Annotated in this window: 17 protein-coding genes; 9 read left to right on the plus strand and 8 right to left on the minus strand. The window is 64.2% G+C overall.

Annotation, left to right across the window (positions count from 1 at the left end):
- Positions 1 to 20: 20 nt before the first annotated feature.
- Entirely contained in the window at positions 21 to 641 is a 621-nt protein-coding gene (locus tag JI744_RS08865) for a sugar transferase (RefSeq protein WP_236019352.1), read from the plus strand.
- A gap of 79 nt (positions 642 to 720) precedes the next feature.
- Here the strand turns inward: JI744_RS08865 and JI744_RS08870 are convergent, their stop codons facing one another.
- Together JI744_RS08870 and JI744_RS08875 are read right to left on the minus strand one after the other, a co-directional pair.
- Positions 721 to 1986 carry a GumC family protein gene (locus tag JI744_RS08870; protein ID WP_202659729.1) on the minus strand — a complete coding sequence of 422 codons (1266 nt, stop codon included), beginning with the start codon at positions 1984 to 1986 and terminating at the stop codon, positions 721 to 723.
- Between the two features lie 2 nt (positions 1987 to 1988).
- Positions 1989 to 2876 carry a CpsD/CapB family tyrosine-protein kinase gene (locus JI744_RS08875; RefSeq protein WP_202659731.1) on the minus strand — a complete coding sequence of 296 codons (888 nt, stop codon included), beginning with the start codon at positions 2874 to 2876 and terminating at the stop codon, positions 1989 to 1991.
- A gap of 315 nt (positions 2877 to 3191) precedes the next feature.
- Between JI744_RS08875 and JI744_RS08880 the strand changes: the two genes are divergently transcribed.
- Entirely contained in the window at positions 3192 to 4157 is a 966-nt protein-coding gene (locus tag JI744_RS08880; protein WP_202659733.1) for a glycosyltransferase, read from the plus strand.
- Here the strand turns inward: JI744_RS08880 and JI744_RS08885 are convergent, their stop codons facing one another.
- Positions 4158 to 4913: a WecB/TagA/CpsF family glycosyltransferase gene (locus JI744_RS08885; protein ID WP_202659735.1), complete on the minus strand. Its 756-nt coding sequence runs from the start codon at positions 4911 to 4913 to the stop codon at positions 4158 to 4160.
- A gap of 395 nt (positions 4914 to 5308) precedes the next feature.
- On the opposite strand from JI744_RS08885, the gene JI744_RS08890 reads away from it, so the two are divergent.
- The 7 genes from JI744_RS08890 to JI744_RS08920 all read left to right on the plus strand — a co-directional run bounded on the left by JI744_RS08890 (position 5309) and on the right by JI744_RS08920 (position 20702).
- Complete coding sequence (locus tag JI744_RS08890) at positions 5309 to 6703, plus strand: hypothetical protein (protein ID WP_202659736.1); 1395 nt, start codon at positions 5309 to 5311, stop codon at positions 6701 to 6703.
- Positions 6703 to 7707: a glycosyltransferase gene (locus JI744_RS08895; protein WP_202659738.1), complete on the plus strand. Its 1005-nt coding sequence runs from the start codon at positions 6703 to 6705 to the stop codon at positions 7705 to 7707. Before JI744_RS08890 ends, JI744_RS08895 begins: the two co-directional genes overlap by 1 nt.
- A 178-nt stretch (positions 7708 to 7885) precedes the next feature.
- Positions 7886 to 14269: a type I polyketide synthase gene (locus tag JI744_RS08900; RefSeq protein WP_202659746.1), complete on the plus strand. Its 6384-nt coding sequence runs from the start codon at positions 7886 to 7888 to the stop codon at positions 14267 to 14269.
- Positions 14269 to 15267, plus strand: a complete 999-nt coding sequence (locus JI744_RS08905) for a glycosyltransferase family 2 protein (protein ID WP_202659748.1) — start codon at positions 14269 to 14271, stop codon at positions 15265 to 15267. The genes JI744_RS08900 and JI744_RS08905 overlap by 1 nt, the downstream gene beginning before the upstream one ends.
- Before the next feature lie 33 nt (positions 15268 to 15300).
- Positions 15301 to 19833 carry a MupA/Atu3671 family FMN-dependent luciferase-like monooxygenase gene (locus JI744_RS08910; RefSeq protein WP_202659750.1) on the plus strand — a complete coding sequence of 1511 codons (4533 nt, stop codon included), beginning with the start codon at positions 15301 to 15303 and terminating at the stop codon, positions 19831 to 19833.
- Positions 19826 to 20461 carry a 4'-phosphopantetheinyl transferase family protein gene (locus JI744_RS08915; RefSeq protein ID WP_202659760.1) on the plus strand — a complete coding sequence of 212 codons (636 nt, stop codon included), beginning with the start codon at positions 19826 to 19828 and terminating at the stop codon, positions 20459 to 20461. Before JI744_RS08910 ends, JI744_RS08915 begins: the two co-directional genes overlap by 8 nt.
- Before the next feature lie 58 nt (positions 20462 to 20519).
- Positions 20520 to 20702, plus strand: a complete 183-nt coding sequence (locus tag JI744_RS08920; RefSeq protein ID WP_202659762.1) for a hypothetical protein — start codon at positions 20520 to 20522, stop codon at positions 20700 to 20702.
- Between the two features lie 3 nt (positions 20703 to 20705).
- Here JI744_RS08920 and JI744_RS08925 read toward each other — a convergent pair whose 3' ends face one another.
- The 5 genes from JI744_RS08925 to JI744_RS08945 are packed head-to-tail and all read right to left on the minus strand — an operon-like array spanning position 20706 to position 26589.
- Positions 20706 to 20942: a formate dehydrogenase subunit delta gene (locus JI744_RS08925; RefSeq protein WP_202659764.1), complete on the minus strand. Its 237-nt coding sequence runs from the start codon at positions 20940 to 20942 to the stop codon at positions 20706 to 20708.
- On the minus strand, positions 20932 to 21741 hold the full coding sequence (gene fdhD, locus JI744_RS08930; protein WP_202659766.1) for a formate dehydrogenase accessory sulfurtransferase FdhD: 810 nt from the start codon (positions 21739 to 21741) through the stop codon (positions 20932 to 20934). The genes JI744_RS08925 and fdhD overlap by 11 nt, the downstream gene beginning before the upstream one ends.
- On the minus strand, positions 21738 to 24614 hold the full coding sequence (gene fdhF, locus JI744_RS08935; protein ID WP_202659768.1) for a formate dehydrogenase subunit alpha: 2877 nt from the start codon (positions 24612 to 24614) through the stop codon (positions 21738 to 21740). The genes fdhD and fdhF overlap by 4 nt, the downstream gene beginning before the upstream one ends.
- Complete coding sequence (locus JI744_RS08940) at positions 24611 to 26125, minus strand: formate dehydrogenase beta subunit (RefSeq protein WP_202659770.1); 1515 nt, start codon at positions 26123 to 26125, stop codon at positions 24611 to 24613. The genes fdhF and JI744_RS08940 overlap by 4 nt, the downstream gene beginning before the upstream one ends.
- Positions 26122 to 26589, minus strand: a complete 468-nt coding sequence (locus tag JI744_RS08945) for a formate dehydrogenase subunit gamma (protein WP_202659772.1) — start codon at positions 26587 to 26589, stop codon at positions 26122 to 26124. Before JI744_RS08945 ends, JI744_RS08940 begins: the two co-directional genes overlap by 4 nt.
- Between the last annotated feature and the right edge of the window lie 71 nt (positions 26590 to 26660).

Here is a 26660-nt window from a genome sequence, read left to right on the forward strand (position 1 = left end):
GGTCCGCCACCGCATTGCGGATGGTTGGACGGCCAGGTCTGTATCGCAATGCTGTCAAGCGTCTGCTTGATGTTGCTGCTGTTGCAATGGCGGTGCCAGTTGTGGTGCCGGTTGTGCTTGCGGTGGCCATTGCGGTGTCGCGTGATGGCGGAAGCCCGTTCTATTCGCAGATGCGCGTCGGCAAGAACGGCAAGCGCTTTCGTATGTGGAAGCTGCGCAGCATGGTTCCTGACGCCGATGGCCGAATGGCCGCCCATCTTGAGGCCGACCCAGAGGCCCGCAAGGAATGGGAGCTTACCCAAAAGCTGAAGAATGATCCGCGCATCACCCGCATCGGCAGGCTGATCCGCAAAACCTCGATGGATGAGCTGCCGCAGCTTTGGAACGTGCTGAAGGGCGATATGTCTCTGGTCGGTCCTCGCCCGATGATGACCTGCCAAGAGGCGCTTTATCCAGGCACGGCTTATTACCTTTTGCGCCCGGGCTGCACCGGCTATTGGCAAACCTCGGCCCGCAATGAGACCACATTCGAGGCGCGCGCCGAATTCGACGCCGCTTACGAGGCTGACCTGTCACTGTGGACCGATCTCAAGGTGCTGGCCAAGACCGTGGGTGTGATCCTGCGCGGCACCGGCTGCTAAGACTTCCCAGCGAGGCAAATGAAAAGGCCCGCCAAATGGCGGGCCTTTTCATTTGGGAGCGGGTTGACGATTCAGGCCGTCAGGCCGGTTTTGTCGGGTCATCGACAAATTTTGGCAGACCTTTCAGCGCTTTGCCCGCAACCTTGACCGCAGGTATCATCACGACCGGGCGCAGGCCGAGCTGGCGCTCCATTTGGGCGGCGGTTCGGACAACCGGGCGCATCAGCTCGACCACAAAGGCCAGCGCAACCCCGGCAAGCAGGCTCACCAGGGCTCCGGCGATGACCAGCTTTTTGCGGCCACCGCCAATCGGCGCCTCTGGCGTGATGGCGCGGTCCAGCAGGGTGAAACGCTCGCTTTGCTGGCGCTCCGAAAGGCGCAGTTCGGTTTCGCTTTCGGCAAGGCGGCGGGTTGTATCCTTGTACTGGTCCTGCAATTGGCCCAACTGCCGGTCATAGGCGGACAGGGCGCGCTCCACCTCTGGTGTGGCGGCAAGGTTGCGCGACAGCTCATTCCGGCGCGCGTTCGAGGTGTCGATCTGGGCGCTGATCACCTCGATCTTGGCACCGATTTCTTCCAGCTGCCGCCGGTCCGTCTCGCGCTGAACCTCGCGGGCGCGGATGGTGGCAGCCTCGCGCTGGGCAGCGATCAGATCATCTGACATGCGGCGCAGATCGGCATCAATTGCCGACAACTGCTCTCGCATCGCCTGCATTTCAGTAGGCAGTGACAGTGCATTCTGGTTCTTGTAGGCGGTGATCTCGTCTTCCAGCTTGCTCATCAGGTTCCACAGGCGGCCCTCTTCTTCGGTAAAGAAGGCGACGTTCTTTTCCGCCCGGTCGCGCGCGCCAGAGGCCGACATGTCCAGCACCGATTGGGCCAGATCATTGGCAACACGGGCGGCAAGCTCTGCGTTGCCCATGCGCGCCAGGATCAGAATGGCCGACAGCCCCGGCCCTTGGCCAAAGCTCTGGCTGGCGGCGCTGTCGATGCCCTGAAAGGTGATCGAGTCGCGCAGCACGGCCAACTTTTGGTCCTGGGTCATGCCCGGTGCATCCTGAAACAACCCATGCCGCGCGATCACGGCTTGCAGGTTTTCCCGCGTCGTCAGCCGTTGTTCTATGCTTTGCAAGGTCTGCGCCGCGCTGGAGCCTGTGGCGCCATCGGCCTGCGATTGAACGGTGGGGGTTTCGATCTGGATTGCCGCCGCCGCCTCATAGATGTTCACGGTGGATTTGGCATAGGCGATTGCGGCGAAAACTCCGGCGGCAGCCACGAGAAGAATGATCCAGAACCGGCGACCCAGAAAGGACCAAAGCTCTTGCATTGATTGGATCTGGCCCATGATCAGTTCCGCCCATAGCCATATTGCTGCGCCGCGGGTTCCTCGGCCCGGTTCAGAACCACGCCCAGCAAGGGCAACCGTCCCTCCAGCACACGCTCGCAGGCGCGGATTTCTTCGGGGCGGGTTCGGGTGCCGTCGGTCACCAGCAGCACGGCATCGACCTGACTGGCCACCGCCAGCACATCATCGCCCGCCAGAACCGGCGGCAGATCGACCAGCACCACTTCGGGGTCAAGTAGCTCTGTAATTGCCGTCAGGGCCTCGGCGGTTTCAGGGCTGTGCAGCATTTCGGCGGCCATCGGCACCGGCGCCCCATTGACGCCCAACGCCAGAGTGCGGCCAAAGCGGCGGAAGATCGCCTCCAGCGGTTGTTCCCCGCTTAGGTAGTCGGCCAGCGGCGGCGCGTCGGAAATGCCCAGAATGCTGGCCAGCCGGGGGCGGCGCAGATCAAGGTCCAGCAACACCGTGCGGCTGTCGGGGCGGCGTGCCAGCGTCAGCGCCAAGTTGGTGGCAACAAAGGATTTTCCACAACCATGGGTTGGAGAGCTGATTGCGATCCTGCGCCAGTTCTTTTGCGTCAGGCCATGCAGCAACCGGCTGCGCAGATGGTCAAAGGCGGCGGCGGCCCGGTTGTCAGAAGTCATTGGAAACAAACCGTTTCCAAGCAGGTGCTCTGGCGACAGCCGCACCATTGCCAGCGATTCCCATACCTTGACCGGGTTCAACGCCAGCGACGGCAGCCCATGGGCAAAGATTTCCCGGCCGGTTGCAAGGTCATAGGTCACGGTCGGATTGGCCGAAACCGTACCGCGCCGGAACAAGGACACGCCGGTGGGCCGACCGACTTCTCCGGCCGCGTCACGGTCTGATTTCTTGTCAGAACTTCCCATACTTTCAAGACCTTGTGGCAATGGGGCCGCGATGTTGTGAATATTCATCGGTCAAACACACTCCCCAAGCACACGCCACACACTGGCGCCAAAACAAACCCTAGTCAGGGCCGGTGGCACCTTTTGATCGGTTGGTTCACCTGTGACAGCGACAACTGCCGCATCACAAGCCATCAGCAACAGTTCAAAAGCCCCAGCCAGCAGTTCAAGGCCTAGCAGATTTTAAGAGTTTTGGCAAAGTGCAGGTGCAGAAAACCGGGCTTGGCGCGGGGCCTTGGGAACCTTAAGGTCCGCACCAAAGGAAGGTCGCCCGACATGCCCGAAACACCCCGGATTCCCGTTATCGATGCCGTCGTGATCGGCCGGAACGAGGGCGCGCGGTTGCGTGCCTGCCTTCAGTCTTTGAAGGGCGGGGTGCGGCGTCTGGTCTATGTGGACAGCGGCTCGACCGACGGTTCGGTGCAGGCCGCCCGTGCCCTTGGGGCCGAGGTTGTGGCGCTGGATCTGAACCAGCCCTTCACCGCCGCCCGTGCGCGCAATGCCGGGTTGGCCAGCCTTGCAGCCGATCCGCCTGACTTTGTGCAACTGCTTGACGGCGATTGCCAGATGCAGCCGGAATGGCTGGCACGGGCGCTGGCCGCCTTTGCCGACCACCCTGCCGCTGTGGTGATCTGTGGACGGAGGAGAGAGCGGTTTCCCGAAGCCTCGGTCTGGAACCGGCTGGCGGATAGGGAATGGAACACGCCGGTCGGATCGGCGCGGGCCTGTGGCGGCGATGCGCTGATGCGCTTTGCCGATGTCCGCGCTGTTGGTGGTTATCGCGACGATCTGATCGCCGGGGAAGAGCCGGAATTGTGCCTGCGCCTGATCCGCCGGGGGGGGCAAGTCTGGCGGATCGATGCCGAGATGACGCTGCATGACGCAGCCCTGACCCGGATGTCGCAATGGTGGCGCCGCAGCCGCCGTGCCGGTCATGCCTTTGCCGAGGGGGCGGCCCTGCATGGCGCGGGGCCAGAACGGCACTGGCGGGCCGAAACCCGGCGCGCCTTGCTGTGGGGGGGCGTGCTGCCTGTGGTCATTCTGGTTGGTGGGCTGATCCACCCGGCCGGGTTTCTGCTGGCCCTCATCTACCCTGCGCAGATGCTGCGCCTGTCGCGGCACGAAGGGCTGGCATGGGCGTTCTGGATGACACTTGCGAAATTCGCCGAGGCGCAGGGCGCGCTTGGCTATTGGCTTGACCGTCTCCGTGGCCGTCGCCGAGGGTTGATCGAGTATAAGTGATCAGCCGCTTTGCCGCTGGCGCAGCGCCTCTGTCACCCGCGCGGGCAGAACCGCGATGCAGGCGGCATAGCGCGGAAACAGCCGCTTGGGGTCAGACAGGGCACGCCACAACCATTCCAGCGCCAACTTGCGCACCCAGACCGGCGCGCGGCGCTGCGTGCCTGCCAGAAAGTCCAGGCCCGCCCCGATCGAGGCAAAGCCGGTTCCGGGCGCAATGCGCCGCCCCATGGCGGCAAAACGCTCTTGCTTTGGGGCACCCAGCGCGATCAGGCACAGCCCGATGCCCTGGGCTGCAATCTCTGTCAGGATGCGAACAGCAAGGTCGCCTTCGGGGTCGAACCCCATCGGGGGCGCCTCGCACATCGCGATCTGGGCGCCGGGAACGATAGATGTCAGGCAGTCTGCCGCGCGCTGCAAGGCCCCGGTCGTCGCGCCAACCAGCGCAATCTTGCGGCCGGTGTCGGCAGCAACCTGAATCAGCGGAATCACCACATCCGAACCGGGCACCAGCGACACCGGATCCCCCGCCAGATAGGACAGCCACACCACCGGGTTGCCGTCGGCCACCACCATGTCCTGCGCGCCGTACACCTGCCGGAAGCTGGGGTCGCGGTCCAGCTTGACGATGTGGTCAAGGTTGATCGTCGCCAAGGCAAAGCCCTGCCCAGCCAGCAGCCGTGCCCGAACCGCAGCCAGCAAAGCTGTCCGGTCAGGGATGTTCACGGTGATCACTGTTTGACCAAAGCGGAAGTGCATGCAGGTTTTTCTCGTAACAACGCCCTCGCGATAGCACGCCTGCCCGCTCATGCCAAAGCCGTCTGTTTGGTCTTCGCGCAACATTGTGTTTCGCAAATCCACACTCGGACCGGTCTCGCGTTCCACGGGCGGTTCAAATCCGGGTCTGACACAACCCTGACGCTGTGCGCAGGGCGGCAACACCTTGCGTTGGATGGAGGATTGCGCCGCGTGGGTCAGATGCGAACCCGTTCCTGCGCCTGCCCCGAAGACATTCCCTTGCGGTTCGCAATCGGGCAAATGCTGCATTTTCTGGCGTATCCGGCGCATCGGCCAGAATTCTGCCACACCGGGGTGCTGTGGCCGACCCGATCCCCGTGCTAAGAGACGTGCCGAGTCTGTCAGGATGTTGCCGCGTGCCGAATGTTCTCGCCTATGTGATGCTTGCGATATGGCCATTGGTCATCGTGGCGATGTTTCGTCATCTGCCGCTGCGCAATGCCTTGGTCTGGGCGGTCGTCTCGGCGTATCTGATCCTGCCGCCGGTTGCGAAGCTGGATCTGCCGGTCGTCCCCGATCTGGACAAGTATTCGCTGCCCAACCTGACCATTGCCTATGCGATCCTGTTCATATTGCGCAAACAGGTGGACTGGCTGCCGCAAGGCCTGATCGGCAAGGTGCTGGTCCTGCTTTATGTCCTGTCGCCCTTCGGAACGATTATGACCAACCCCGATCCGATTCCCTATGCCTTGGGGGCGATTCCGGGCCTTAGAATCTATGATGCCTTTTCCACAATCGCCTATCAGATCTTCTGGATTCTTCCCTTCGTCTTCGCGCGGCAGTTTCTGGGTGATCCGGCGGGGCTGCGGGTTCTGACCCGTATTCTGATGGTTGCAGGTCTGGCCTATTCGATCCCGATGCTGATCGAAATTCGCCTTTCGCCGCAAATGAACGTGTGGGTCTATGGCTTCTTCCAGCACGATTTCTTTCAGACCATCCGCTATGGCGGCTACAGGCCGGTCGTGTTTTTGCCGCACGGCCTTTGGGTGGCGGTGTTTACGCTGACCAGCATGATGTGCGCGCTGCTTTTGGTGCGGATCGGGCCCGCTGACCGGCGGCCCAAGGCGCTGGCCGCGATGCTGTATCTGCTGTTCATGCTGGTTTTGTGCAAAAGTGCGGGGGTGCTGGCCTATGCGGTGGCGCTGTGCCCCTTGATCCTGTTTTTCCGGCCGCGCTTTCAGATCATGGTTGCCGGGGCGCTGGCCGTGATTGTTCTGGTCTATCCGCTGCTGCGCGGCCTGCATCTGGTGCCGCTGGACCAGATATTGCAGTTTTCCAACGGGTTGTCGCCCGACCGGGCCTATTCGCTGAACTTCCGCATCCAGAATGAGGAAATGCTGCTTTTGCGCGCCGAGGAACGTCCGTGGTTCGGCTGGGGCTCTTATGGCCGCAACTTCATGCACGATCCGGTCACCGGCAAGATGATCAACATCGCCGACGGGCAGTGGATCATCACCCTCGGCATGTATGGCTGGAGCGGCTTTATCGCCAACTTTGGCCTATCGGTTCTGCCCCTGCTGCTTTTGATGAGAGAGGCGTGGCTTGGCCGGGCCGAGGATATCACACGGATGGCGGCAGGCTGGGCCATGATCCTGTCGGCCTCGGTGCTGGATATGCTGCCCAATGCAACGCAGGTGCCGCTGACATGGCTGATGACCGGCGCCCTTTTGGGCGAGGCAGAGCGGTTGCGCGCACTGCGAGCCAGCCGACAGCGGCCACTGGTGCAACCAGCCATGAAAACAGTGATCTGATGGGACTGCGGGTCGATATCGGGGTTTTTGCCCATAACGAGGCGGCGGGCATCGCTGCGATGGTCCGTACGCTGGTGCAGCAAGACTCCGGCGGGATGGACCTGCGGGTCGTGATTCTGGCCAACGGCTGCCGGGATGAGACCGCCGCACTTGCCCGCACCGCCGCCGCGGGTTTGGCTCGGGTCGAGGTGGCCGATCTTGCCGCGCCGGGCAAGTCGCGCACCTGGAATACCTTTGTGCATGATGTGTCGCGGCCAGATGCAGACATTCTGATCTTTGCCGATTCCGACATCACCTTGCCGGCGGCGGATTGTCTGGCCCGACTGGCGCAGGGCCTTTCTGCCCGGCCCGCTCTATGGGTGCTGAACAGCCAGCCGGTCAAGGATATTGCCGCCAACCCCGTCGGGCTGACCCCGCTTGACCGGATGATTGCGGCGGCAGGCGGCGGGCTGGACGATTGGAAGCACGCCATCTGCGGCCAGCTTTACGCCATGCCCGCCGCTGCGGCGCGGCGCTTTCATCTGCCCATCGGACTGCCGGTCGAAGACGGGTTCCTGCGCGCCATGGTGCTGACCGATGCCCTGACCGGGCCAGAGGATTTCAGCCGGATCGACGGGCTGGACGGGTTGTTTCACATCTATGCGAGCGAACGCAGTATTGGTGCCCTGTTGCGCCATCAGGTCCGAATTGTCATTGGTTCTGCGATCAACGCCGCCCTTTTCGCTCAGTTGCGCGATCTGCCTGCCGACCGGAGGCACCCCCAGCTTCGGACGTCCGCCGCTGATTCGGCCTGGGTTGGCGGGGTGATCCGTCAACGGCTGCCCTCGTGGCGTTTTGGCTATGTGCCGTGGCACTTTCTGACCAAGCGTCTGGCGCGCGGCTTCGCCGCGCCGCGCAACGCAAAGCGCCTTCCGGTTGTGGCGGCGGGGTTTGGTTTCGACGCGATTGTTTACATCTGGGCGCAGATTCGCATGGCCAAAGGCGACGGTGCGGGATTTTGGTAGGATTTTGGCGGCCCCCTTGGGGGGTTTGCCCAAAATTCCGCATGATCGGCCCGTAATTGTCACCCTTGCGTGCAATATCCCGCGGTGGATGCGGCCGGGGTGTATTGCCGCGTGGAACTGCGATAGATTTCATGCGCTTCCATCAGGTGATGGTTGCCGTATCAGTGGGTAAGTTTGCATGGCCGACGGCGCCGAGATTCTGGGACTGAATGATACCGATATTGCGGTCGTCGGCATGGCCGCGCATCTGCCGGGCGCGCCCGATATTGCGGCCTACTGGTCCAATCTTGCTGCCGGTGTTGAATCGATCCGCGCTCTGTCGCGTGAGGAATTGCTGGCGGCTGGCGAAAGCCCGGCGCGCATGGCCAAGGCCAACTATGTGCCCTCTGCTGCCGTGCTGGACAGGTTCGCTGATTTCGACGCAGATTTCTTTGGGTTTTCGCCGAAAGAGGCCGCTATCCTTGACCCCCAGCACCGCCAGTTTCTGGAGGTGGCGTGGGAGGCGCTGGAAAATGCGGGCCACCCGCCCGAAAACTTCCCCGGCGCGGTCGGCGTTTATGCCGGTTGCGGCATGGGCAGTTATTTCTATTTCAACCTGTGTTCCAACCGCGATCTGGTCGATCAGACCGGCATGTTCCTGTTGCGGCACACCGGGAACGACAAGGACTTCCTGTCCACCCGCGTCAGCCATGTGTTCGACCTGAAAGGCCCGTCGATCAACGTGCAGACGGCCTGTTCCACCAGTTTGGTGGCGGTGCATTTCGCGACGCAGGCCTTGCTGAATGGCGAATGCGACATGGCGCTGGCGGGCGGTGTGACCATCGAGTTGCCCCACGCCCGTGGGTATCTGTTCACCGAGGGCGAGATCCTGTCGCCCGATGGTCATTGCCATGCCTTTGACCACCGCGCCAAAGGCACCGTGTTCGGCTCGGGCGCGGGCTGTGTGGTGCTGCGCCGCGCCAAGGATGCGGTGCGTGACGGCGATCATATCTGGGCCATCCTGAAAGGGTCGGCGGTCAACAACGACGGCGCGGCCAAGGCCGGCTATCTGGCCCCCTCGGTCGACGGTCAGGCCCGCTGCATCGCCGAGGCGCAGGCGATTGCCGGCGTCACCGGCGATGACGTGACCTATGTCGAATGCCACGGCACCGGCACCTATCTGGGCGACCCGATCGAGGTTGCCGCCCTGACCAATGCCTTCCGCGAAACCACCGATCAGGTGGGGCATTGCCGCCTTGGTTCGGTGAAAACCAACATCGGCCATCTGGATACGGCGGCGGGCGTGGCCAGCCTGATCAAGGTCGCGCTGTCGCTGCATCACCGCCAACTGCCGCCAAGTCTGGGGTATGAGGCGCCGAACCCCTCGATTGACTTTGAAACCTCACCCTTCAAGGTGAATGACCGGCTGACCGACTGGCAGGCGCCAACACGAGTTGCGGCTGTCAACTCTCTGGGCGTTGGCGGCACCAATGCCCATGCCATTCTGGCCGAGGCGCCGGTTCGCGCGCCGTCGGAAGACAGCATCTGGCCGTTCCAGCCGCTTGTTCTGTCGGCGCGGTCCAAGGCCGCGCTTGACGGGCAGACGGCCCGCCTTGCTGCTCACCTGCGCGCCCACCCCGAGCAGCCGCTTGCCGATGTGGCCTATACGCTGAAAGAGGGCCGCCGCGCCTTTGAAAAGCGCCGGGTCATCGTGGCCGCCAGCCATTTGGAAGCCGCCAGCCTGCTGGAGGGCGCCGATACGCGGCGGGTCTTCAACCACGACCGGCTGGATGCGCCCGAGGTGGTGTTCATGTTCCCCGGCGGCGGCGCGCAATATGCGGGCATGGCGCGCGACTTGTATGAAACCGAACCCGTCTTCGCCGATTGGATGGACCGGGGGTTGGCGGTACTGGAACCGCAACTGGATTATGACATCCGCGCCCTGTGGCTGCCCGAAAAGGGCGGTGAGGCTGCAGCGAATGAGGCGCTGAAAAAGCCCTCGGTCCAGCTGCCGCTGATCATGATCACGGAATTCGCACTGGCGAAGCTGTATGATAGCTGGGGCGTTACCCCCAGCCATCTGATCGGCCATTCGATGGGCGAAAACACCGCCGCCGCGCTGGCCGGGGTGATGAGCTTTGAAGATTGCATCGGCCTTGTCCTGCTGCGTGGCCGCCTGTTCGACACCATTGCGCCGGGCGGGATGCTCTCGGTGCCCATGGCCGAGGGCGACCTGCGCCCGCTGGTGACCGGCGATCTGGATATGGCCTCGGTCAACGCGCCGGGCCTGTGTGTTGTATCTGGCCCCGATGCCGCATTGAAGATGCTGGCGGAAACCCTGTCGGCGCAAGGGGTGGATACCCAGCGCATCGCCATCGACATCGCGGCGCATTCCCGGATGCTGGAGCCGATCCTCGGCCGCTTTGGCGATTACCTGCGGTCCATCAAGCTGAACGCCCCGCAACTGCCGATCATCTCAAACCGCACCGGGCAGCCGCTGACGCCCACACAGGCGACGGACCCGGAATATTGGGTCGCCCATCTGCGCAACACCGTGATGTTCCAGCAGACCATCGGCGCGCTGCTGGATGAGCCGCGCGTGTTTGTCGAAATGGGTCCGGGCCGCGCGCTGTCGTCCTTGGCGCAGGCTAACAGCGTCGCCTCGGGTCAGGTCATACCCGCCTTGCGCCACCCCGAACAGGCGATGGCCGATGACGCCTGGCATATCGGCACCATCGCCCGCCTCTGGGCCTGTGGTGTGGCCGTGGATTGGGAGCCGATCTGGGCCGGCGCGCGCCGCAACCGCGTGGTGCTGCCGACCTATGCCTTTCAGAAGAAGCCCTATTTCATCCAGCCCGGCAAAGCGGCCGAGGCGGAAACCACCCTGCCCGAGCGGGTGGAGAACATTGCCCAATGGGGCTGGAAACCGCATTGGCGCCCCGCCTCTGCCGGTTTCGACATTGCCGAACTTGCCGAGGTACCCCCCCAGAACTGGCTGATCTTTGTCGATGACACCGGCCTTGGCGCCGCCACCGCCGCCCGCCTGCGCGCCGCAGGGCACGAGGTGCATACCGTCCGCACCGGCGATGCCTTTGGCCGCGATGGCCAAGGCGGCTATATCCTTGCACCTGAACGCGGGCGCGAGGGTTATGACGCGCTGATCGCCGATCTGGTCAGCCATGGCCATGCGCCGAACCGCATCGCGCATTTCTGGCTGGTGACCGCACAGGAGAAATTCCGTCCCGGCTCCAGCTTCCTCCATCGTAATCTGGAACAGGGTTTTCATTCTCTGATGTTCCTCGCGCAAGCGATTGCCGAGGAAAACCTGCCGCGCCCCATCCACCTGATCGCCTTCACCACCGGGGCGGCTCAGGTGAAAACCGAAGGGCTGACCTATCCGGAGAAAGCCACCCTGCTTGGCCCGGCCCGCGTGATCCCGCGCGAATTGCCGGGGGTGACGGTGTCCACATTGGACCTGACCTTGCCGCCCGCGCCCCGTCGCGGCGCTGCGGACCTGTCGGACCTTACTGACCGCGTGCTGGAAGAACTGCTGCAAGACCCCGCCGAAGGCTTGGCCGCCCTGCGTGGTACCCGTCGCTATGTGCAAGACCTGCGCGCGCAGGCGCTGCCCGATGCCGGCGCAACCCTGCCGCAAGGGGCGCATGTGCTGATCACCGGCGGTTTCGGCGGCATCGGCCTGACCGTGGCCGAAGATCTGATCAAGCGTCACGGCGCCAAGATCACCCTGATCGCCCGCCGCGCCCTGCCCGAGCGTTCGCTCTGGCCGCGCTGGCTGGCTGGGCATGATCCGGCAGACCCGATCAGCCGCCGCATTCTGGCGCTGCAACGGCTGGAATCCTTGGGTGGGCAGGTCACCGTCGCCCCCGCCGATGTGTGCAACCTTGAAGATATGCGCGCGGCTGTTGCGCAGGCCGAGGGCCAGTTTGGCCGCGTGCAGGCCGTCATCCATGCCGCAGGCGTGGTCAGCGATGGCCCCCTGATGACCAAGACCCCAGCGCAGGTAGAGGATGTTCTGTCGCCCAAGGTTCATGGCACGCTTGTGCTGGACAAGCTGTTCCCCGATGGCACGCTGGATCTGATGGTGCTGTTCTCCTCGACCTCCACCATCACCGGTCCTGCCGGGCAGATCGACTATGTGGCGGCGAATGAATTCCTGAACGCCTGGTCGAAATCGCGCGCGGGCGACAAAACCAAGGTCGTCGCGCTCAATTGGGGCATCTGGAGCGGCGTCGGCATGGCGGCAGAGGCTTTGGCCGAGCGCACCGGCGACCGGCCCCCCGCGCCAAAGGTGGCGATCAAGGCGCCGATGCTGGACGAGGCGACCTTTGACGCCAAGGGCAACCGCATGTTCACCGCCGATTATGGCATGGACCGCTGGGTGCTGGATGGCCACCGCACCAAATCGGGGCAGGCGCTGATCCCCGGCACCGGATACCTGGAGATCGTGGCCGAGGCGATGCGGGCACAAGGCGAGGCCGGGCCGTTCGAGATCAGCGACCTGACCTTTTTCCGCGCTTTGGATGTGGCGAATGCAGAGACGCGCTCGATCCGCGCCACGCTGGCGCGCAGCGATCAGGGCTATGGGTTTGATCTGCATTCCGGCATCCAACATCAGGGCCGCACCGGCTGGGTTCTGCATGCGCAGGCCGCCATCACGCCGCTGCCCGAAGCGCCCCGCCGCATCGACCCCGGTGCCATCGCCGCCCGCCTGCCCGCCCCCGAACTGGGCGACGGCCTGCCCAGCCCGCAAGAGGCGCATCTGGCCTTTGGTCCGCGCTGGCGGGTGCTGCGGTCGCGCAGCATCGGCGCGGGCGAGGGGTTGGCGCGGCTGACCCTGCCAACGGCCTTCCGCGCCGAGCCTGATCAGGGCTGGCTGATCCACCCCGCGCTGATGGATCTTGCGACCGGCTGGGCCATGGGCCTGATCACGGGTTATAGGCCAGATCACCTCTGGGTGCCGGTCAGCTATGGCGCGGTGCGGGTGCTGCGCCCACTGCCTGCCGATATTGTCAGCCATATCCGCAACGCCGCCGACAACCGCGCCGATCGACCCACTGCGCGGTTCGACGTGACGCTGGCCACGCCCGAGGGCGAGGTGTGCATCGAGATTGTGGGTTTCACCATTCGTCGGCTTGATGGCGAATTGTCCTTCCCACGCCCTGATGCGCGCGAACTGACCTTTGACGAAGGCCCCCGCTCGGGGCGGGCGATGTCGCCCGCCGAAGAGCGTCTGATGCACAGCTTTACCCAAGGCATCCGCCCGGAGGAGGGGGCCGAGGCTTTCGCCCGTGCCGTGGCGACCGGGCAAAGCCAGATCATCGTGTCGTCGCTGGACCTGCCCGCACTGGTGCGCCAGACGGCCGAGGCCGAGGCGGCCAAGGTGGAGGGCCAGTCCTTCGACCGGCCCGATCTCGACACCGCCTATGTCGAACCAAGGAATGACATTGAACGCACCTTGGTCGGCTTCTGGCAGGAATTGCTGGGCGTGGGCAAGGTGGGGGTCGAGGACAGCTTCTTTGACCTTGGCGGCCACAGCCTGATCGCGGTGCGCCTGTTCGCCATGGTCAAGAGAACCTTCCGCGTCGATTTCCCGATCTCGGTCCTGTTCGAGGCGCCCAGCATTGCCGCTTGCGCCAAGCTGATCGCAGCCGAGGTGGGGGAGACGGATACCCCGACCGAAGGCAAGGCCTCCGCCGCCCCGCGCCGCAGGTTCACCCACCTGGTCCCGATGCACGAGGGTGAGGGCGGTCAGCGCCGCCCCTTCTTTCTCGTGGCGGGCATGTTCGGCAACGTCCTGAACCTGCGTCACCTTGCGCAGCTTCTGGGTGGCGACCGGCCGTTCTATGGCCTGCAAGCGCGGGGCCTCTTGGGCGAAGACCAACCCCACCGCACCATCCCCGAAGCGGCGACCGATTACATCGCCGAACTGCGGCAGGTGCAGCCCCATGGCCCCTATCTGCTGGGTGGTTTCTCGGGCGGCGGCCTGACCGCCTGGGAAATGGCGCGGCAGTTGGAAGCAGCGGGGGAAGAGGTTTCGCTGCTGGTTCTGCTGGATACGCCTTTGCCGGTGCGTCCGTCGCTTAGTCGCCCCGACAAGGCGCTGATCAAGCTTGCAGAACTGCGCGCCAAAGGCCCCGGCTATCTGGCCGAATGGGCGCGTAACCGTTGGGAGTGGGAAAAGACCAAGCGTCTGGCCCCCGAAACCGCAGGCACCGCCCAGTTCCACAATGCCGAGATCGAGGCGGCTTTCCGCGACGCTATCGCCATCTATGACCTGCCGCAACGCGCCGGGGCCACGGTGATGTACCGTCCGCCCTTGGACCGCAAATGGCAGGTCACGGGCGGGCGCTGGGTGTCGGCTGCCAAGGAATATGTGTTCCCCGACAATGACCTGACCCGCTTTGCCGCCGCCTTGCAGGTGGTCGAGGTGCCGGGTGATCACGACTCGATGGTGCTGGAACCCAACGTCCGGGTGCTGGCCGCCAAGATGCGCGCCGCGATTGCGCAAGCCGAAGGCGGGCCGGGTCAGGTCGTGCCGTTCCGTAGTCTGGCGGCCGAATGATGCCCACGCTGCTGACGGTGATCCTGAACTGGCGCACGGCCGAGATGACGCTGCAATCGGCCGAGGCGGCCTTGCGCGCGCTGGACGGAATCGACGGGGCATTGGTGATCGTGGATAACGATTCCGGCGACGGCTCGTTTGAAACCATGACGGCAGAGGTTGCCGCGCGGGGTTGGGACAAGGGGCCGCAGCAAGTGCGTGTCATCCAGTCCGGCCGCAACGGCGGTTTTGGCGCGGGCAACAATGTCGGCATCCGTGCCGGTCTGCCGGAGGGCGGGCGGCCTGATTTCGTCTATATCCTGAACTCGGATGCCTTCCCGCAGGCCGGTGCCATTCGTGCGCTGATGGATCACCTTGTGGCCAATCCGGCCACCGGCTTTGCCGGCAGTTTCATTCAGGGCGATGACGGCGCGCCCCATCGAACCGCCTTCCGCTTTCCTTCGGCGGCGGGCGAGTTCGAGGCGCATACCCGCTTTGGTCCCATCAGCCGTCTGTTGAAAAATAGCATCGTTGCGCGCCCGATCCCCGAGGCCACAACGCGCGTTGATTGGCTGGCAGGGGCCAGCCTGATGATGCGGATGGAAGTGCTGGATCGGATCGGCATTTTTGACGAAACCTTTTTCCTGTATTTTGAGGAAACCGACCTTTGCCGCCGCGCAGCGCTGGCGGGCTGGCCCACCGATTATGTCCTCGAATCGGTCGTGGTGCATATCGGTTCGGTTTCCACCGGAATGGGCGGCTGGCAGCGGATTCCGCGCTTTTGGCTGGATTCCCGGTGGCATTATTTTCAAAAGAACCACGGAACCGCCTATGCCTTGGGCGCAACGCTGGCCGCAGTGCTGGGCGGTGCCCTGTGGCGGCTGCGTCTTGTGATCCAGCGCAAGGACAGGGGCGATCCGCCGCATTACCTTCGTGACATGGCCACGCATCATGCCCGCGCGCTTTTTGCCGGGCGCGGTGCAGATGTGGCCCGTAACCAGACGCGCCCCGCCGAATAGGGGCCTCCGCCCGTCGGGCGGGAAGGAGTAGTGATGACCCAGTTTTCCGTTTTGCTGATCGGCAATGAAACCCTGACCCATGAATGTGGCGCGCAAATTCTGGCGCGCGGGCATCGGATTGCTGCCGTGGTGTCGCGCCATGCCGAGGTGCGGAAATGGGCCGTTGGCAATGGTATCCGCGTTGTCGATGCGGGCGATTGGGCGGCGCTGGCGGGAACGCAGGTGGATTGGCTTTTGTCGGTGGCAAACCTTACCGTGGTTCCGCCGCAGGTGCTGGCCATGGCCAGCAAAGGGGCGGTGAACTTTCACGATGGCCCCTTGCCCGAACATGCCGGCCTGAACGCGCCGGTGTGGTCTATTCTGGCCGGTGCCGCGCAGCACGGCATTTCGTGGCACATGATCGAAGGCGGCGTGGATGAGGGCGACATTCTTGAAGCCCGCCGCTTTGACATTGCCCCGAACGACACCGCGCTGACCCTGAACACCCGGTGTTTCGAGGCGGCGCTGGAAAGCTTTCCCGCCGTGCTGGTTCAGTTGGAAACCGGCCTGCGCCGCCAGCCGCAAGACCTGTCGCGCCGGGGCCTGCATTTGCGCACCGACCGGCCCGCCGCGATGGGGCGGCTGGATTTTGCCCAACCCGCCGAACAGGTGGCCCGCATGGTCCGCGCGATGGACCATGGCCGCTACTGGAATCCGGTTAGCACCGCCAAGATTGCCACCGGAACCCGCATGCTGAACGTCGGCACGGTCGAGGTTGAGGCGGGGCAGGGTGCCCCCGGTCAGGTTCTGTCCGCCACGCCCGAAGGGCTGGTGGTTGCCTGCGCCAGCGGTGCCGTGCGGCTAAACCGCCTGACCTGTCAGGTGAAAGGCGGGGCGATTTGCCCCTCGACCATCACCGAAGCCACTTTGCCGCTTTTGTCGGCGGACGAGGCTGGGCGCCTGACTGCGGCACTGGCGGCTGTGGTTTCGGGCGAAGGCGCTGTGCGCAAGGCTCTGAAATCCATGAATCCGGCGGCGGTGCCGGGGGCCTTTTCCGCCACGGTTGCCGATTGGCGCAGCCTGCCGCTGGCAGGCGATCTGGCCGCTTTGGCCTTGGCGGCGGCGCGGGGGCTTGGGTTGCAGGATGTGACGATTGCTTATGGTGGTGCGGGCCTGCCGGGCTATCTGGCCGATTGGGTTCCGGTTCCGCTTGCCACCAGCGGAACGCTGGCCGAGGCGCGCACTGCGCTGGATGCTGCGCTGACCAAGGCCGTCGCAACGCCGACATGGCCGCTCGATCTGATGACCCGCGATGCCGCGCTGCAAGGGGTGGTGGCTCCGCAACTGGCGCTGTCGCAATCGGGTGCTGTTCCGGGCAGCGTCATCACCCTGACGCCTGCCGCCCTGCACTATGATGCCGCCCGCCTGCCCGAGGCTGAGGCGCAGGCGATTGCCATCCGCATCGCCGCGCTGGCCGCGACCCTTGCCGCCACTGCCCCCGATACGCCCTTTGCTGCCCTGCCCAACATGACCTCCGCCGAACAGGCGCAGGTCACATCTGACTGGAACGCAACCCTTGGCCCCCGCACCACCCTTTGCGTGCATCAGGCGTTCGAGGCGCAGGTGGCCCGCACCCCCGACGCCATCGCGCTGGTCTGCGAGGGGCAGGCGCTGACCTATGCCGCCCTGAACACCCGCGCAAACCGTGCCGCGCATGTGCTGGTTTCCATGGGTGTCACCCCCGGCACGTTGGTGGGCCTGTATTGCCGCCGCAGCCTCGATCTGGTGATCGGCGCACTGGCCATCCAAAAGGCGGGCGGGGCCTATGTGCCGATGGACCCGGCCTATCCTGCCGATCGGATCGCGCTTTATCTGGAGGATTCCGGCTGCCCGGTGGTGGTGACGCAATCGGGCCTGCCGCTCCCTGCCCATGCGGCGCAGGTGCTGGAACTGGATACCGATGGGCGCTTGGCCTCGGCCCCGGTGACCAACCCGGAAACCGGCGTCGGCCCGGCAGACATTGCCTATATGATCTATACCAGCGGCTCGACCGGCCGGCCCAAGGGCGTGATGGTCGAACATCGCAACGTCGCCAACTTCTTCACCGGGATGGATGACCGCATCGGCCCCGATGGCGGGGTGTGGCTGGCCGTCACCTCGCTGTCGTTTGACATTTCGGTGCTGGAACTGTTCTGGACGCTAGCGGGCGGCTTCAAGGTGGTGATTTCCTCTGATGAGAACCGGGCGCTCGTTTCCAGCGGCCGGATCACCTCGGCCAAACAGATGGATTTCTCCATCTACTATTGGGGCAATGACGATGGCGTCGGCCCCAAGAAGTACGAACTGCTGCTGGAAGGTGCCCGCTTCGCCGACACCCATGGGTTCGTGGCGGTCTGGACGCCCGAGCGCCACTTTCACGCCTTTGGCGGGCCCTATCCGAACCCCTCGGTCACGGGCGCTGCCGTAGCGGCGGTGACCAGGAATATCAGCGTGCGCGCAGGCTCTTGCGTCGTTCCCCTGCACCATCCGGCACGGATTGCCGAGGAATGGGCGGTGATCGACAACCTGACCAACGGCCGCACCGGGCTGGCGATTGCCAGCGGCTGGCAGCCAGAGGATTTCGTGCTCCGCCCGGAAAACACCCCGCCCGCCAACAAGGCCGCGATGTATGCCGCCGCCGATCAGGTGCGTCGCTTGTGGCGCGGTGAGGGGGTTGATTTCCCCAAGTCCGACGGCAGCATGTTCACCGTGAAAACCCAGCCGCGCCCGGTGTCAAAGGAACTGCCCCTGTGGGTGACCACCGCAGGCAACCCCGAGACGTGGCGAGAGGCGGGCGAACTGGGCGCCAATGTGCTGACCCACCTTCTGGGCCAGTCGGTTGACGAGGTTGCGACCAAGATCAAGATCTACCGCGAGGCGCGGGCCAAGGCCGGACATGATCCGGAAGCCGGCGTCGTCACCCTGATGCTGCACACCTATGTGGGCCGCGACCGTGATCAGGTGCGCCGTGTGGCCGAAGGCCCGATGAAGGCCTATCTGGCGGCTGCCGTGGGGCTGGTGAAGCAATACGCCTGGGCCTTCCCGGCCTTCAAGAAACCGGCGGGCGTGACCAACCCGATGGACATCGACCTGCGCACCCTGTCGGATGAAGAAAACGCCGCGATCCTCGATTTCGCCTTCCAGCGCTATTTCGACGATTCGGGCCTGTTCGGCACGGTGGATGACGCCATTGCCCGCGTTGAACAACTGAAGCGTATTGGCGTGGGCGAGGTCGCCTGCCTGATCGACTATGGCATCGCGCCGGAAAAGGTGCTGGAGGGGCTGTATCCGCTGGCCGAAGTGGTCAAGCGCGCCAACTCGGGCGGCGGGGTTGAGGAGGATGATTACTCCATCGCCGCCCAACTGATCCGCCACAACGTCACCCACCTGCAATGCACCCCGTCGATGGCGCGGATGATTGCGATGAATGAGGAGGCGCGGGGTGCCCTGTTGGGCCTGAAAACCCTGATGGTCGGTGGCGAGGCGCTGGCCGGCGCGCAGGTGGCCGATTTGCGCAAGGCGACGGGTGCGCGCATCCTGAACATGTACGGCCCGACCGAAACCACCATCTGGTCCTCGGTCGAGGAGGTGGGCAACGACGATGGCATCCAGAACATCGGCAGGCCCTTGGTGAACCAGCAGATGTATGTGCTGGATGAGGCTGGCACGCCAGTTCCGCCAGGCGTTCCGGGCGAATTGTGGATCGGCGGCGATGGCGTGACGCGCGGCTATTGGCAGCGCGCGGATCTGACGGCAGAGCGGTTCAAGCCCGACCTCTTTGTCACGTCTGACCGCGCCGCCCCTTGGGGTGCGCGGATGTATCAGACCGGCGATCTGGTGCGCTGGCGGGCGGATGGCAAGCTCGACTACATCGGCCGTACCGATTTTCAGGTGAAACTGCGCGGCTATCGGATCGAATTGGGGGAGATCGAGGCGGTGCTAGAGGCCCAGCCCGGCGTAACGCAGGCGGTCGTTATGGCGCGCGAGGATACCCCCGGCGACCTGCGTCTGGTCGGTTATTACAGCGGTACGGCGACCGAGGCAGCCCTGCGCCCTGCGCTGGCCACCGGCCTGCCCGAACATATGGTGCCCGCGCATTTCGTGCGGCTGGACAGCTTTCCGCTGACCCCCAACCGCAAGGTCGACCGCAAGGCACTGCCCGCGCCTAACGCCGCCCCCGTTGCGACCGAGGCCTTCGTCGCGCCGGACGAGGGGATCGAGGCGCAGTTGGCCACGATCTGGCAAAAGGTGCTGGGCGTGCCCAAGGTCGGCAGCCGCGACAACTTTTTTGCACTGGGCGGGCATAGCCTTTTGGCCGTGCAGGCGCATCGGGAAATTCGCGACGGGTTGGGCATCAAAAAGCTGTCGATCACCGACATCTTCCGTTTCCCAACCCTGTCGGCGCTGGCGAAACATCTGGATGACGGGCCGAAACCCGTCGCAGCGCCCGTGGCGCCGCAGGCCCTGTCTGACCGGGCCGATGCCCGCAATGATGCCATGGCGCGGCGGCTGGCGATGCGGGCGCGGCGGACCGGGGCGGATGCCTGACCTTCTGGCGGCCTTGCGGGCGGTCTTGCCTTCGGGCGTGGTTAGTGCTGCGCCCGACGACAGCCCCCTTTGGCCGGTTGAACAGATTGGCCCGGCTGTGCCCGGTCGTCTGGCAGAGTTTGCTGCGGGCCGGTCTGCCGCCCGCGCCGCCATGCGGGCGCTGGGTCATAACCCGGCAGCTATCCCAGCCGGGGCTGACCGCGCGCCCCTCTGGCCCGCCGGTCTGACCGGATCGATCACCCATTGCGCCGGGGCCTGCCTTGCTGTGGTGGGCAGAACAACGCAATGGGCCGGGCTGGGGTTGGACGCAGAGCCTGTTGCTAACCTTGAACCGGCGCTGTGGCCGACCCTGCTTGCCGAAGGCGAAAGCGTAGCAGACGGGCAAGCAGCTTTGGCTCTTTTTGTCGCCAAAGAAGCGGCTTACAAGGCGCAATATGCCCTGAGCCGGCAGCTTTTCGATTTTCAGACCCTGCGGCTGATCTGGCAGGGTGACCGCTTTGGGGCCGCGTTTACCCGCGCCGTAGCACCCTTTGCGTCAGGCACCGTCTTGTCCGGGCAGATGGTGCGGACATCCGGCCATCTTGCCGCCTTCGTCGCAATCGCGGCACAGGAGCAACGAATTCCTTAGACACACTCCATCGTCGCGCTATTGTGCCCCGACGCGACGCTTTGGGAGGAGCTGCCCCGTGAACAAACTGATTGCCCTGATCTGCGTGATCAGCTGGTCAGGCTTTTGGGCCTTCGGCTATCTGGCCTTGTCGGCCAGCAGCGCCGATGCGCGGCAGATGACCATGGCTGCCTTGCTGGCGGCAGCGGGGTTTCTGACCGGAACCTTCGCTTATATGGCCTTGGTCCGGCGCCACCCCTGACGGTCAGGCAGCTTCTGCCGGGCGGCGGATTTTCACCGCAGCATCTAGCACCAGCGGGCGCAAGCCGTTGCCGCCAGCGTCCAGCACCTCGAACAGGTGGCGCCGCATCCGGGGTTCCCAGAAGTCATTGATATGAGAGGCCAGCCCCTCGATCCCTTGGTCATGGGGCTTTGATTCCATGAATTTGGCGATCTGGTTGGCCATATAGATCAGCTTGGCATGGGGCGCGTCATGCGACATCTGCGGCCTCCTCGGGGGCAATGCGGTGGGAATGGGTGAAAACTTCAAAACCGTCCCTGCGGGCAAGGCCGATCAGGGTGATGCCCGCCTTGTCGGCCATGTCGACGGCGGTGGCCGTGGGGGCAGAGGCGGCGATGATCATGGCAAAGCCGGCGGCGGCGGCCTTTTGCACCATGTCGATCGAGGTGCGGCAGGTCAGCACTAGCGCGCCATCGACATGCGGGGCACGGGCCAGCGCGCCGATCAACTTGTCCAGCGCGTTGTGGCGGCCAACATCCTCGCGCGCGGCAAGGATGCCTGCGCCCGGCGCCCAGAAGGCGGCAGCATGGGCGGCGCGGGTAATGTCATGCAGGGGCTGATGATCAGTCAGCGCCGCCATCGCCGCCATGATCTGGTTGGGCGACAGGGTAAACCCCTGTTCGGTAACCACACGGGGTTTGCGCGCCGCCTCTTCCAGACTGTCGATGCCGCACAGCCCGCAGCCCACCGGTCCGGCCATTGACCGCCGCCGCGCGCTTTGCCGCGCCTGGGCCGCATCTTTCAGCCAGATTTGCAGATCAATGCCAAGCTCGGCCTCAACCACCTCAATGCTGTCGATCTCTTCTGGCATCGCAATGCCCTCGGTCAGCGAAAAGCCATAGGCGAAGTCGGTCAGATCGGCGGGCGTCGCCATCATCACGGCTTGGGTCGATCCGTTGTAGGTAATGGCCACCGCCACCTCTTCTGGCAGCTCTCGGCTGCCGTCAGAGGCGCGGCCCTGCCCGAAGGCAAGGCGCGCGTGGGGGCGGTGGGTTATCATTCCGCCGCCGCAATCCGGCGCGACAGCGTGGCAAAGGCGTTATAGCCTTCCTGCCATTCGCTTGGCCCGTTCGAGGGGCTGATCTGCACTGCCGTCACCTTGTATTCCGGGCAGTTGGTCGCCCAGTCGGAATAGTCGGTGGTGATCACATTGGCCTGCGTGTCGGGGTGGTGGAAGGTGGTATAGACCACACCCGGGTTGACCTTGTCGGTGATCGTTGCGCGCAGCGTGGTTTCGCCCGCACGGCTGGCCAGACGCACCCAGTCACCTTCCTTGATGCCGCGGTTTTCGGCGTCATGCGGGTGAATTTCCAGCACGTCCTGATCATGCCACATCACGTTGTCGGTACGCCGGGTCTGCGCGCCGACGTTGTATTGCGACAGGATGCGCCCGGTCGTCAGCAACAGCGGAAAGCGCGGGCCGGTCTTTTCATCGGTCGCCACATATTCGGTGTTGATGAATTTACCCTTGCCGCGGACGAACCCGTCAACGTGCATCAGAGGCGTGCCTTCGGGGGCCTTGTCATTGCAGGGCCACTGCACCGACCCCATGGTTTCGATCTTTTCATAGGTCACACCGGCGAAAGACGGCGTGGTCATGGCGATCTCTTCCATGATCTGTGACGGATGGGTGTAGCCCCAATCCGCGCCCATGGCATTGGCGAACAACTGGGTCACTTCCCAGTCGGCATAGCCCTGCTTTGGTGCCATCACCTTGCGCACCATGTTGATGCGGCGTTCGGCGTTGGTGAAGGTGCCGTCCTTTTCCAGGAAGGACGACCCGGGGAAGAACACATGGGCGTAGTTCGCGGTTTCGTTCAGGAACAGGTCGTGGACGATCACACACTCCATCGCCGCCAGCCCGGCCGAGACATGCTTGGTATCGGGGTCCGATTGCAGGATGTCTTCGCCTTGGCAGTACAGGCCCTTGAACGTGCCCTCAACCGCCGCATCCAGCATGTTGGGAATGCGCAGGCCAGGCTCTGGGTCGATGGTCACGCCCCAAAGGTTTTCATAGATCGCCCGAACCTCGGGGCCTTTTACATGGCGATAGCCGGGCAGTTCGTGTGGGAAAGACCCCATGTCGCACGAGCCTTGCACGTTGTTCTGGCCGCGCAGCGGGTTCACGCCGACACCGGGGCGACCGACGTTGCCGGTCATCATGGCAAGGTTGGCAATGCCGATCACGGTGGTCGAACCTTGGGAATGTTCGGTCACGCCCAGCCCGTAATAGATGGAGCCGTTGCCGCCGGTGGCGAACAGACGCGCCGCTGCGCGCATTTCGCTGGCCTTGACGCCGGTCAGCAACTCGACCGCCTCGGGCGAATTCTGCGGCTGGCTGACGAAATCGGCATAATCCTGGAATTCATCCCAATCGCAACGGTCGCGGATGAATGCCTCGTCATACAGCTTTTCGGTCACGATCACATGCGCCAGCGCCGTGACAACCGCCACGTTGGTGCCGGGGGTCAGCGCAAGGTGATGCGCGGCGCGGATATGCGGGCTGTCCACCATTTCAGTGCGGCGCGGGTCAACCACGATCAGCTTGGCCCCTTTGCGCAGACGCTTTTTCAAGCGGCTGGCGAAAACGGGATGGCCAGAGGCCGGGTTGGCACCGATGACGATGACAACATCGGTTTCTTCAACCGAGTCAAAGTCCTGCGTGCCTGCGCTGGTGCCCAGCGTCTGGCCAAGGCCATAGCCGGTGGGCGAATGGCAGACGCGGGCGCAGGTGTCGGTGTTGTTGTTCTGAAACACCGCGCGGGTCAGCTTTTGCACCAGATAGGTTTCTTCATTGGTGCAACGGCTGCTGGTGATCACCCCGACAGATTTCTTCCCATGCTTGGCAATGATGCCCTTCATGCGGTTCGCGGCAAATTCCATCGCCTCGGGCCAGGAGACTTCCTGCCACGGGTCATTGATGCTGTCGCGGATCATCGGGTTCAGGATGCGGTCCTTGTGGGAGGCATAGCCATAGGCGAACCGGCCCTTGACGCAGCTATGGCCACGGTTGGCCTTGCCGTGCTTGTAGGGCGTCATCCGCACCAGCTCATCGCCGCGCATTTCGGCCTTGAAGCTGCATCCCACACCGCAATAGGCGCAGGTGGTGATGACCGAGCGTTCCGGCGTGCCGATGTCGATCACCGACTTTTCCTGCAAGGTTGCGGTCGGGCAGGCCTGCACGCAAGCCCCGCAAGACACGCAATCCGACGACAAGGCGGTATCGGTTTTCGCGCCGAAGGAAACGCGGCTGTCAAAGCCACGGCCTTCGATGGTCAGCGCGAAGGTGCCCTGCACCTCTTCACAGGCCCGCACGCAGCGCGAGCAGACGATACATTTCTGCGGATCATAGCTGAAATAGGGGCTGGAATCGTCGCGCGGGATGTAGTTCGGGTTGGCGATGCCCGAGGTGTCCTTGGCGCGGAAATGGGTATCAATCGCCTCATACCGCACATCGCGCAGGCCTACGGCCCCTGCCATATCCTGCAATTCGCAGTCGCCATTGGCCGAACAGGTCAGGCAATCCAGCGGGTGGTCGGAGATATAAAGCTCCATCACACCACGCCGCAGGGTTTTCAGCTTGCCGGTCTGGGTATGCACCTTGATGCCGGGGGCAACCGGGGTGGTGCAGCTTGCCGGGGTGCCATTGCGGCCCTCGATCTCGACCAGACACAGGCGGCACGATCCGAAAGCGTCGATGCTGTCGGTGGCGCAGAGTTTCGGCACCGAAATGCCAATCTCAGCGGCGGCGCGCATGATGCTGGTGCCTTCGGGGACGGTGATGTCGAACCCGTCGATGTTCAGCGTGACCATCTGCTTGGATTTGGCGGCAGGGGTGCCGAAATCGCGGTCGGGGATGATGAAATCTTTCATTCCGCAGCCTCCTTGGCGCGCGCGAAGTCGTCGGGGAAATGGGTCAGTGCCGACATGACGGGATAGGGGGTGAACCCGCCCAAGGCACACAGCGACCCGGCCTTCATGGTGTTGCACAGGTCGGTCAGCAGGGGCAGGGCACCACTGTCACCGCGCCCGATCCGGTCCAGCGTTTCCACGCCACGCACGGCGCCTATGCGGCAGGGGGTGCATTTGCCGCAGGATTCTATGGCGCAGAATTCCATCGCGAACCGTGCCATACCCAGCATGTCGGCGGTGTCGTCAAACACGGTCAGACCGGCGTGGCCGATCAACCCGTCCTTGCCGGCGAATTCCTCGTACCCAAAGGGCGTATCGAACAGGCCAACCGGGAAATAGGCGCCCAGGGGTCCACCCACCTGCACCGCCTTGACCGGGCGACCCGATGCCGTACCGCCGCCGATCTGGTTCACGATCTCGCCCAAGGTCAGGCCAAAGGCGATCTCGTACAGCCCGCCATGCTTGACGTTCCCGGCGATTTGCAGCGGGATCGTGCCGCGCGACCGGCCAAGGCCAAAGCCCTGATAGAACGCCGCGCCCTTGGCGAAGATCACCGGGATCGACGCCAGCGAGATCACGTTGTTCACCACGGTCGGCTTGCCAAGGAAGCCTTCCAGCGCGGGCAGCGGTGGTTTGGCGCGCACGATGCCGCGCTTGCCCTCCAGGCTGTTCAGCAGGCTGGTTTCCTCGCCGCAGACATAGGCGCCCGCGCCAACGCGGACCTCCATGTCAAAGGCCGGGCCACGGCCCAGAACCGAAGCGCCCAAGACCCCGGCGGCGCGGGCAACTTCAACCGCCTTTTGCATCACCGCAATGGCAACGGGGTATTCCGAACGGATATACACAAACCCCTTGGTTGCCCCGCAGGCCAGACCGGCAATCGCCATGCCCTCGATCAGGGTGAAGGGGTCGCCCTCCATCAGCATACGGTCGGCAAAGGTGGCGCTGTCGCCTTCATCGGCGTTGCAGACGATGTATTTGCGGTCGGCCTTGGCCTCGGACACGGTTTTCCACTTGATGCCGGTCGGAAAGCCCGCGCCACCCCGGCCACGCAGGCCCGAGGCGGTAACCTCGGCCACCATATCCGGCGCGGTCATGCCAAGCGCGCGTTCCAGCCCGGCAAGGCCGCCATGGGTGCGGTAATCGTCCAGCGACAGCGGGTCCACCACACCCACGCGGGCAAAGGTAAGCCGTGTTTGCGCCTTCATCCACGGCAGGTCTTCGGTCAGCCCCAGCGCCTTGGGGTGCTGCGCCAGATCGCCAAACAGCGCAGGAACATCGGCAACCGTCATCGGGCCAAAGGCCATGCGGCCCGCAGGTGTTTCCACCTCGACCAGCGGCTCCAGCCAGACCATGCCACGGCTGCCATTGCGCACCAGCGTCACATCACCGCCACGCGCCAGAATGGCTTCTGCCACCTCATCGGCACCAAGGGCAACGGCGGCGGAATCCAGGGGGACGTAAATCTTCATTTCAGGCCCCCGATGATCTTGGTCAGTTTGGCCTCATCGACCCGGCCCACCAGCTTGCCATCGACAATCGCCGCCGGACCACAGGCACACAGGCCCAGACAGAACACCGGCTCCAGCGTGATCTTGCCGTCCTTGGTAGTTTCATGCCATTCGATGCCCAGTTCCTTGCGGGCATGGTCGGCCACGCGATCCGCGCCGACCGACTGGCACGATTCTGCGCGGCACAGTTTCAGCACATGGGCGCCCGCGGGCTTTTCGCGGAAATCATGGTAAAAGCTCATCACGCCATGCACTTCGGCACGGCTCAGGTTCAGATCCTGCGCGATGATCGGCAGCGCCTCTTGTGGCACATGGCCGAATTCTTCCTGAATGGCGTGGAGGATCGGCAGCAGCGCCCCCTCCATCCCGCGGTGGCGGTTCAGGATCTCTGCGACCCGCTCTGTGGTCTGCACGGAATCAAGCATGTGGCGGCCCTTATGGTAGCTTGCCGCGGTGATACGCCGATTGATATGGAAATCAATATGGACTTCCCGTT

The organism is Fuscibacter oryzae, from assembly GCF_016765795.1.
Taxonomy (GTDB): Bacteria; Pseudomonadota; Alphaproteobacteria; order Rhodobacterales; family Rhodobacteraceae; genus Fuscibacter; species Fuscibacter oryzae.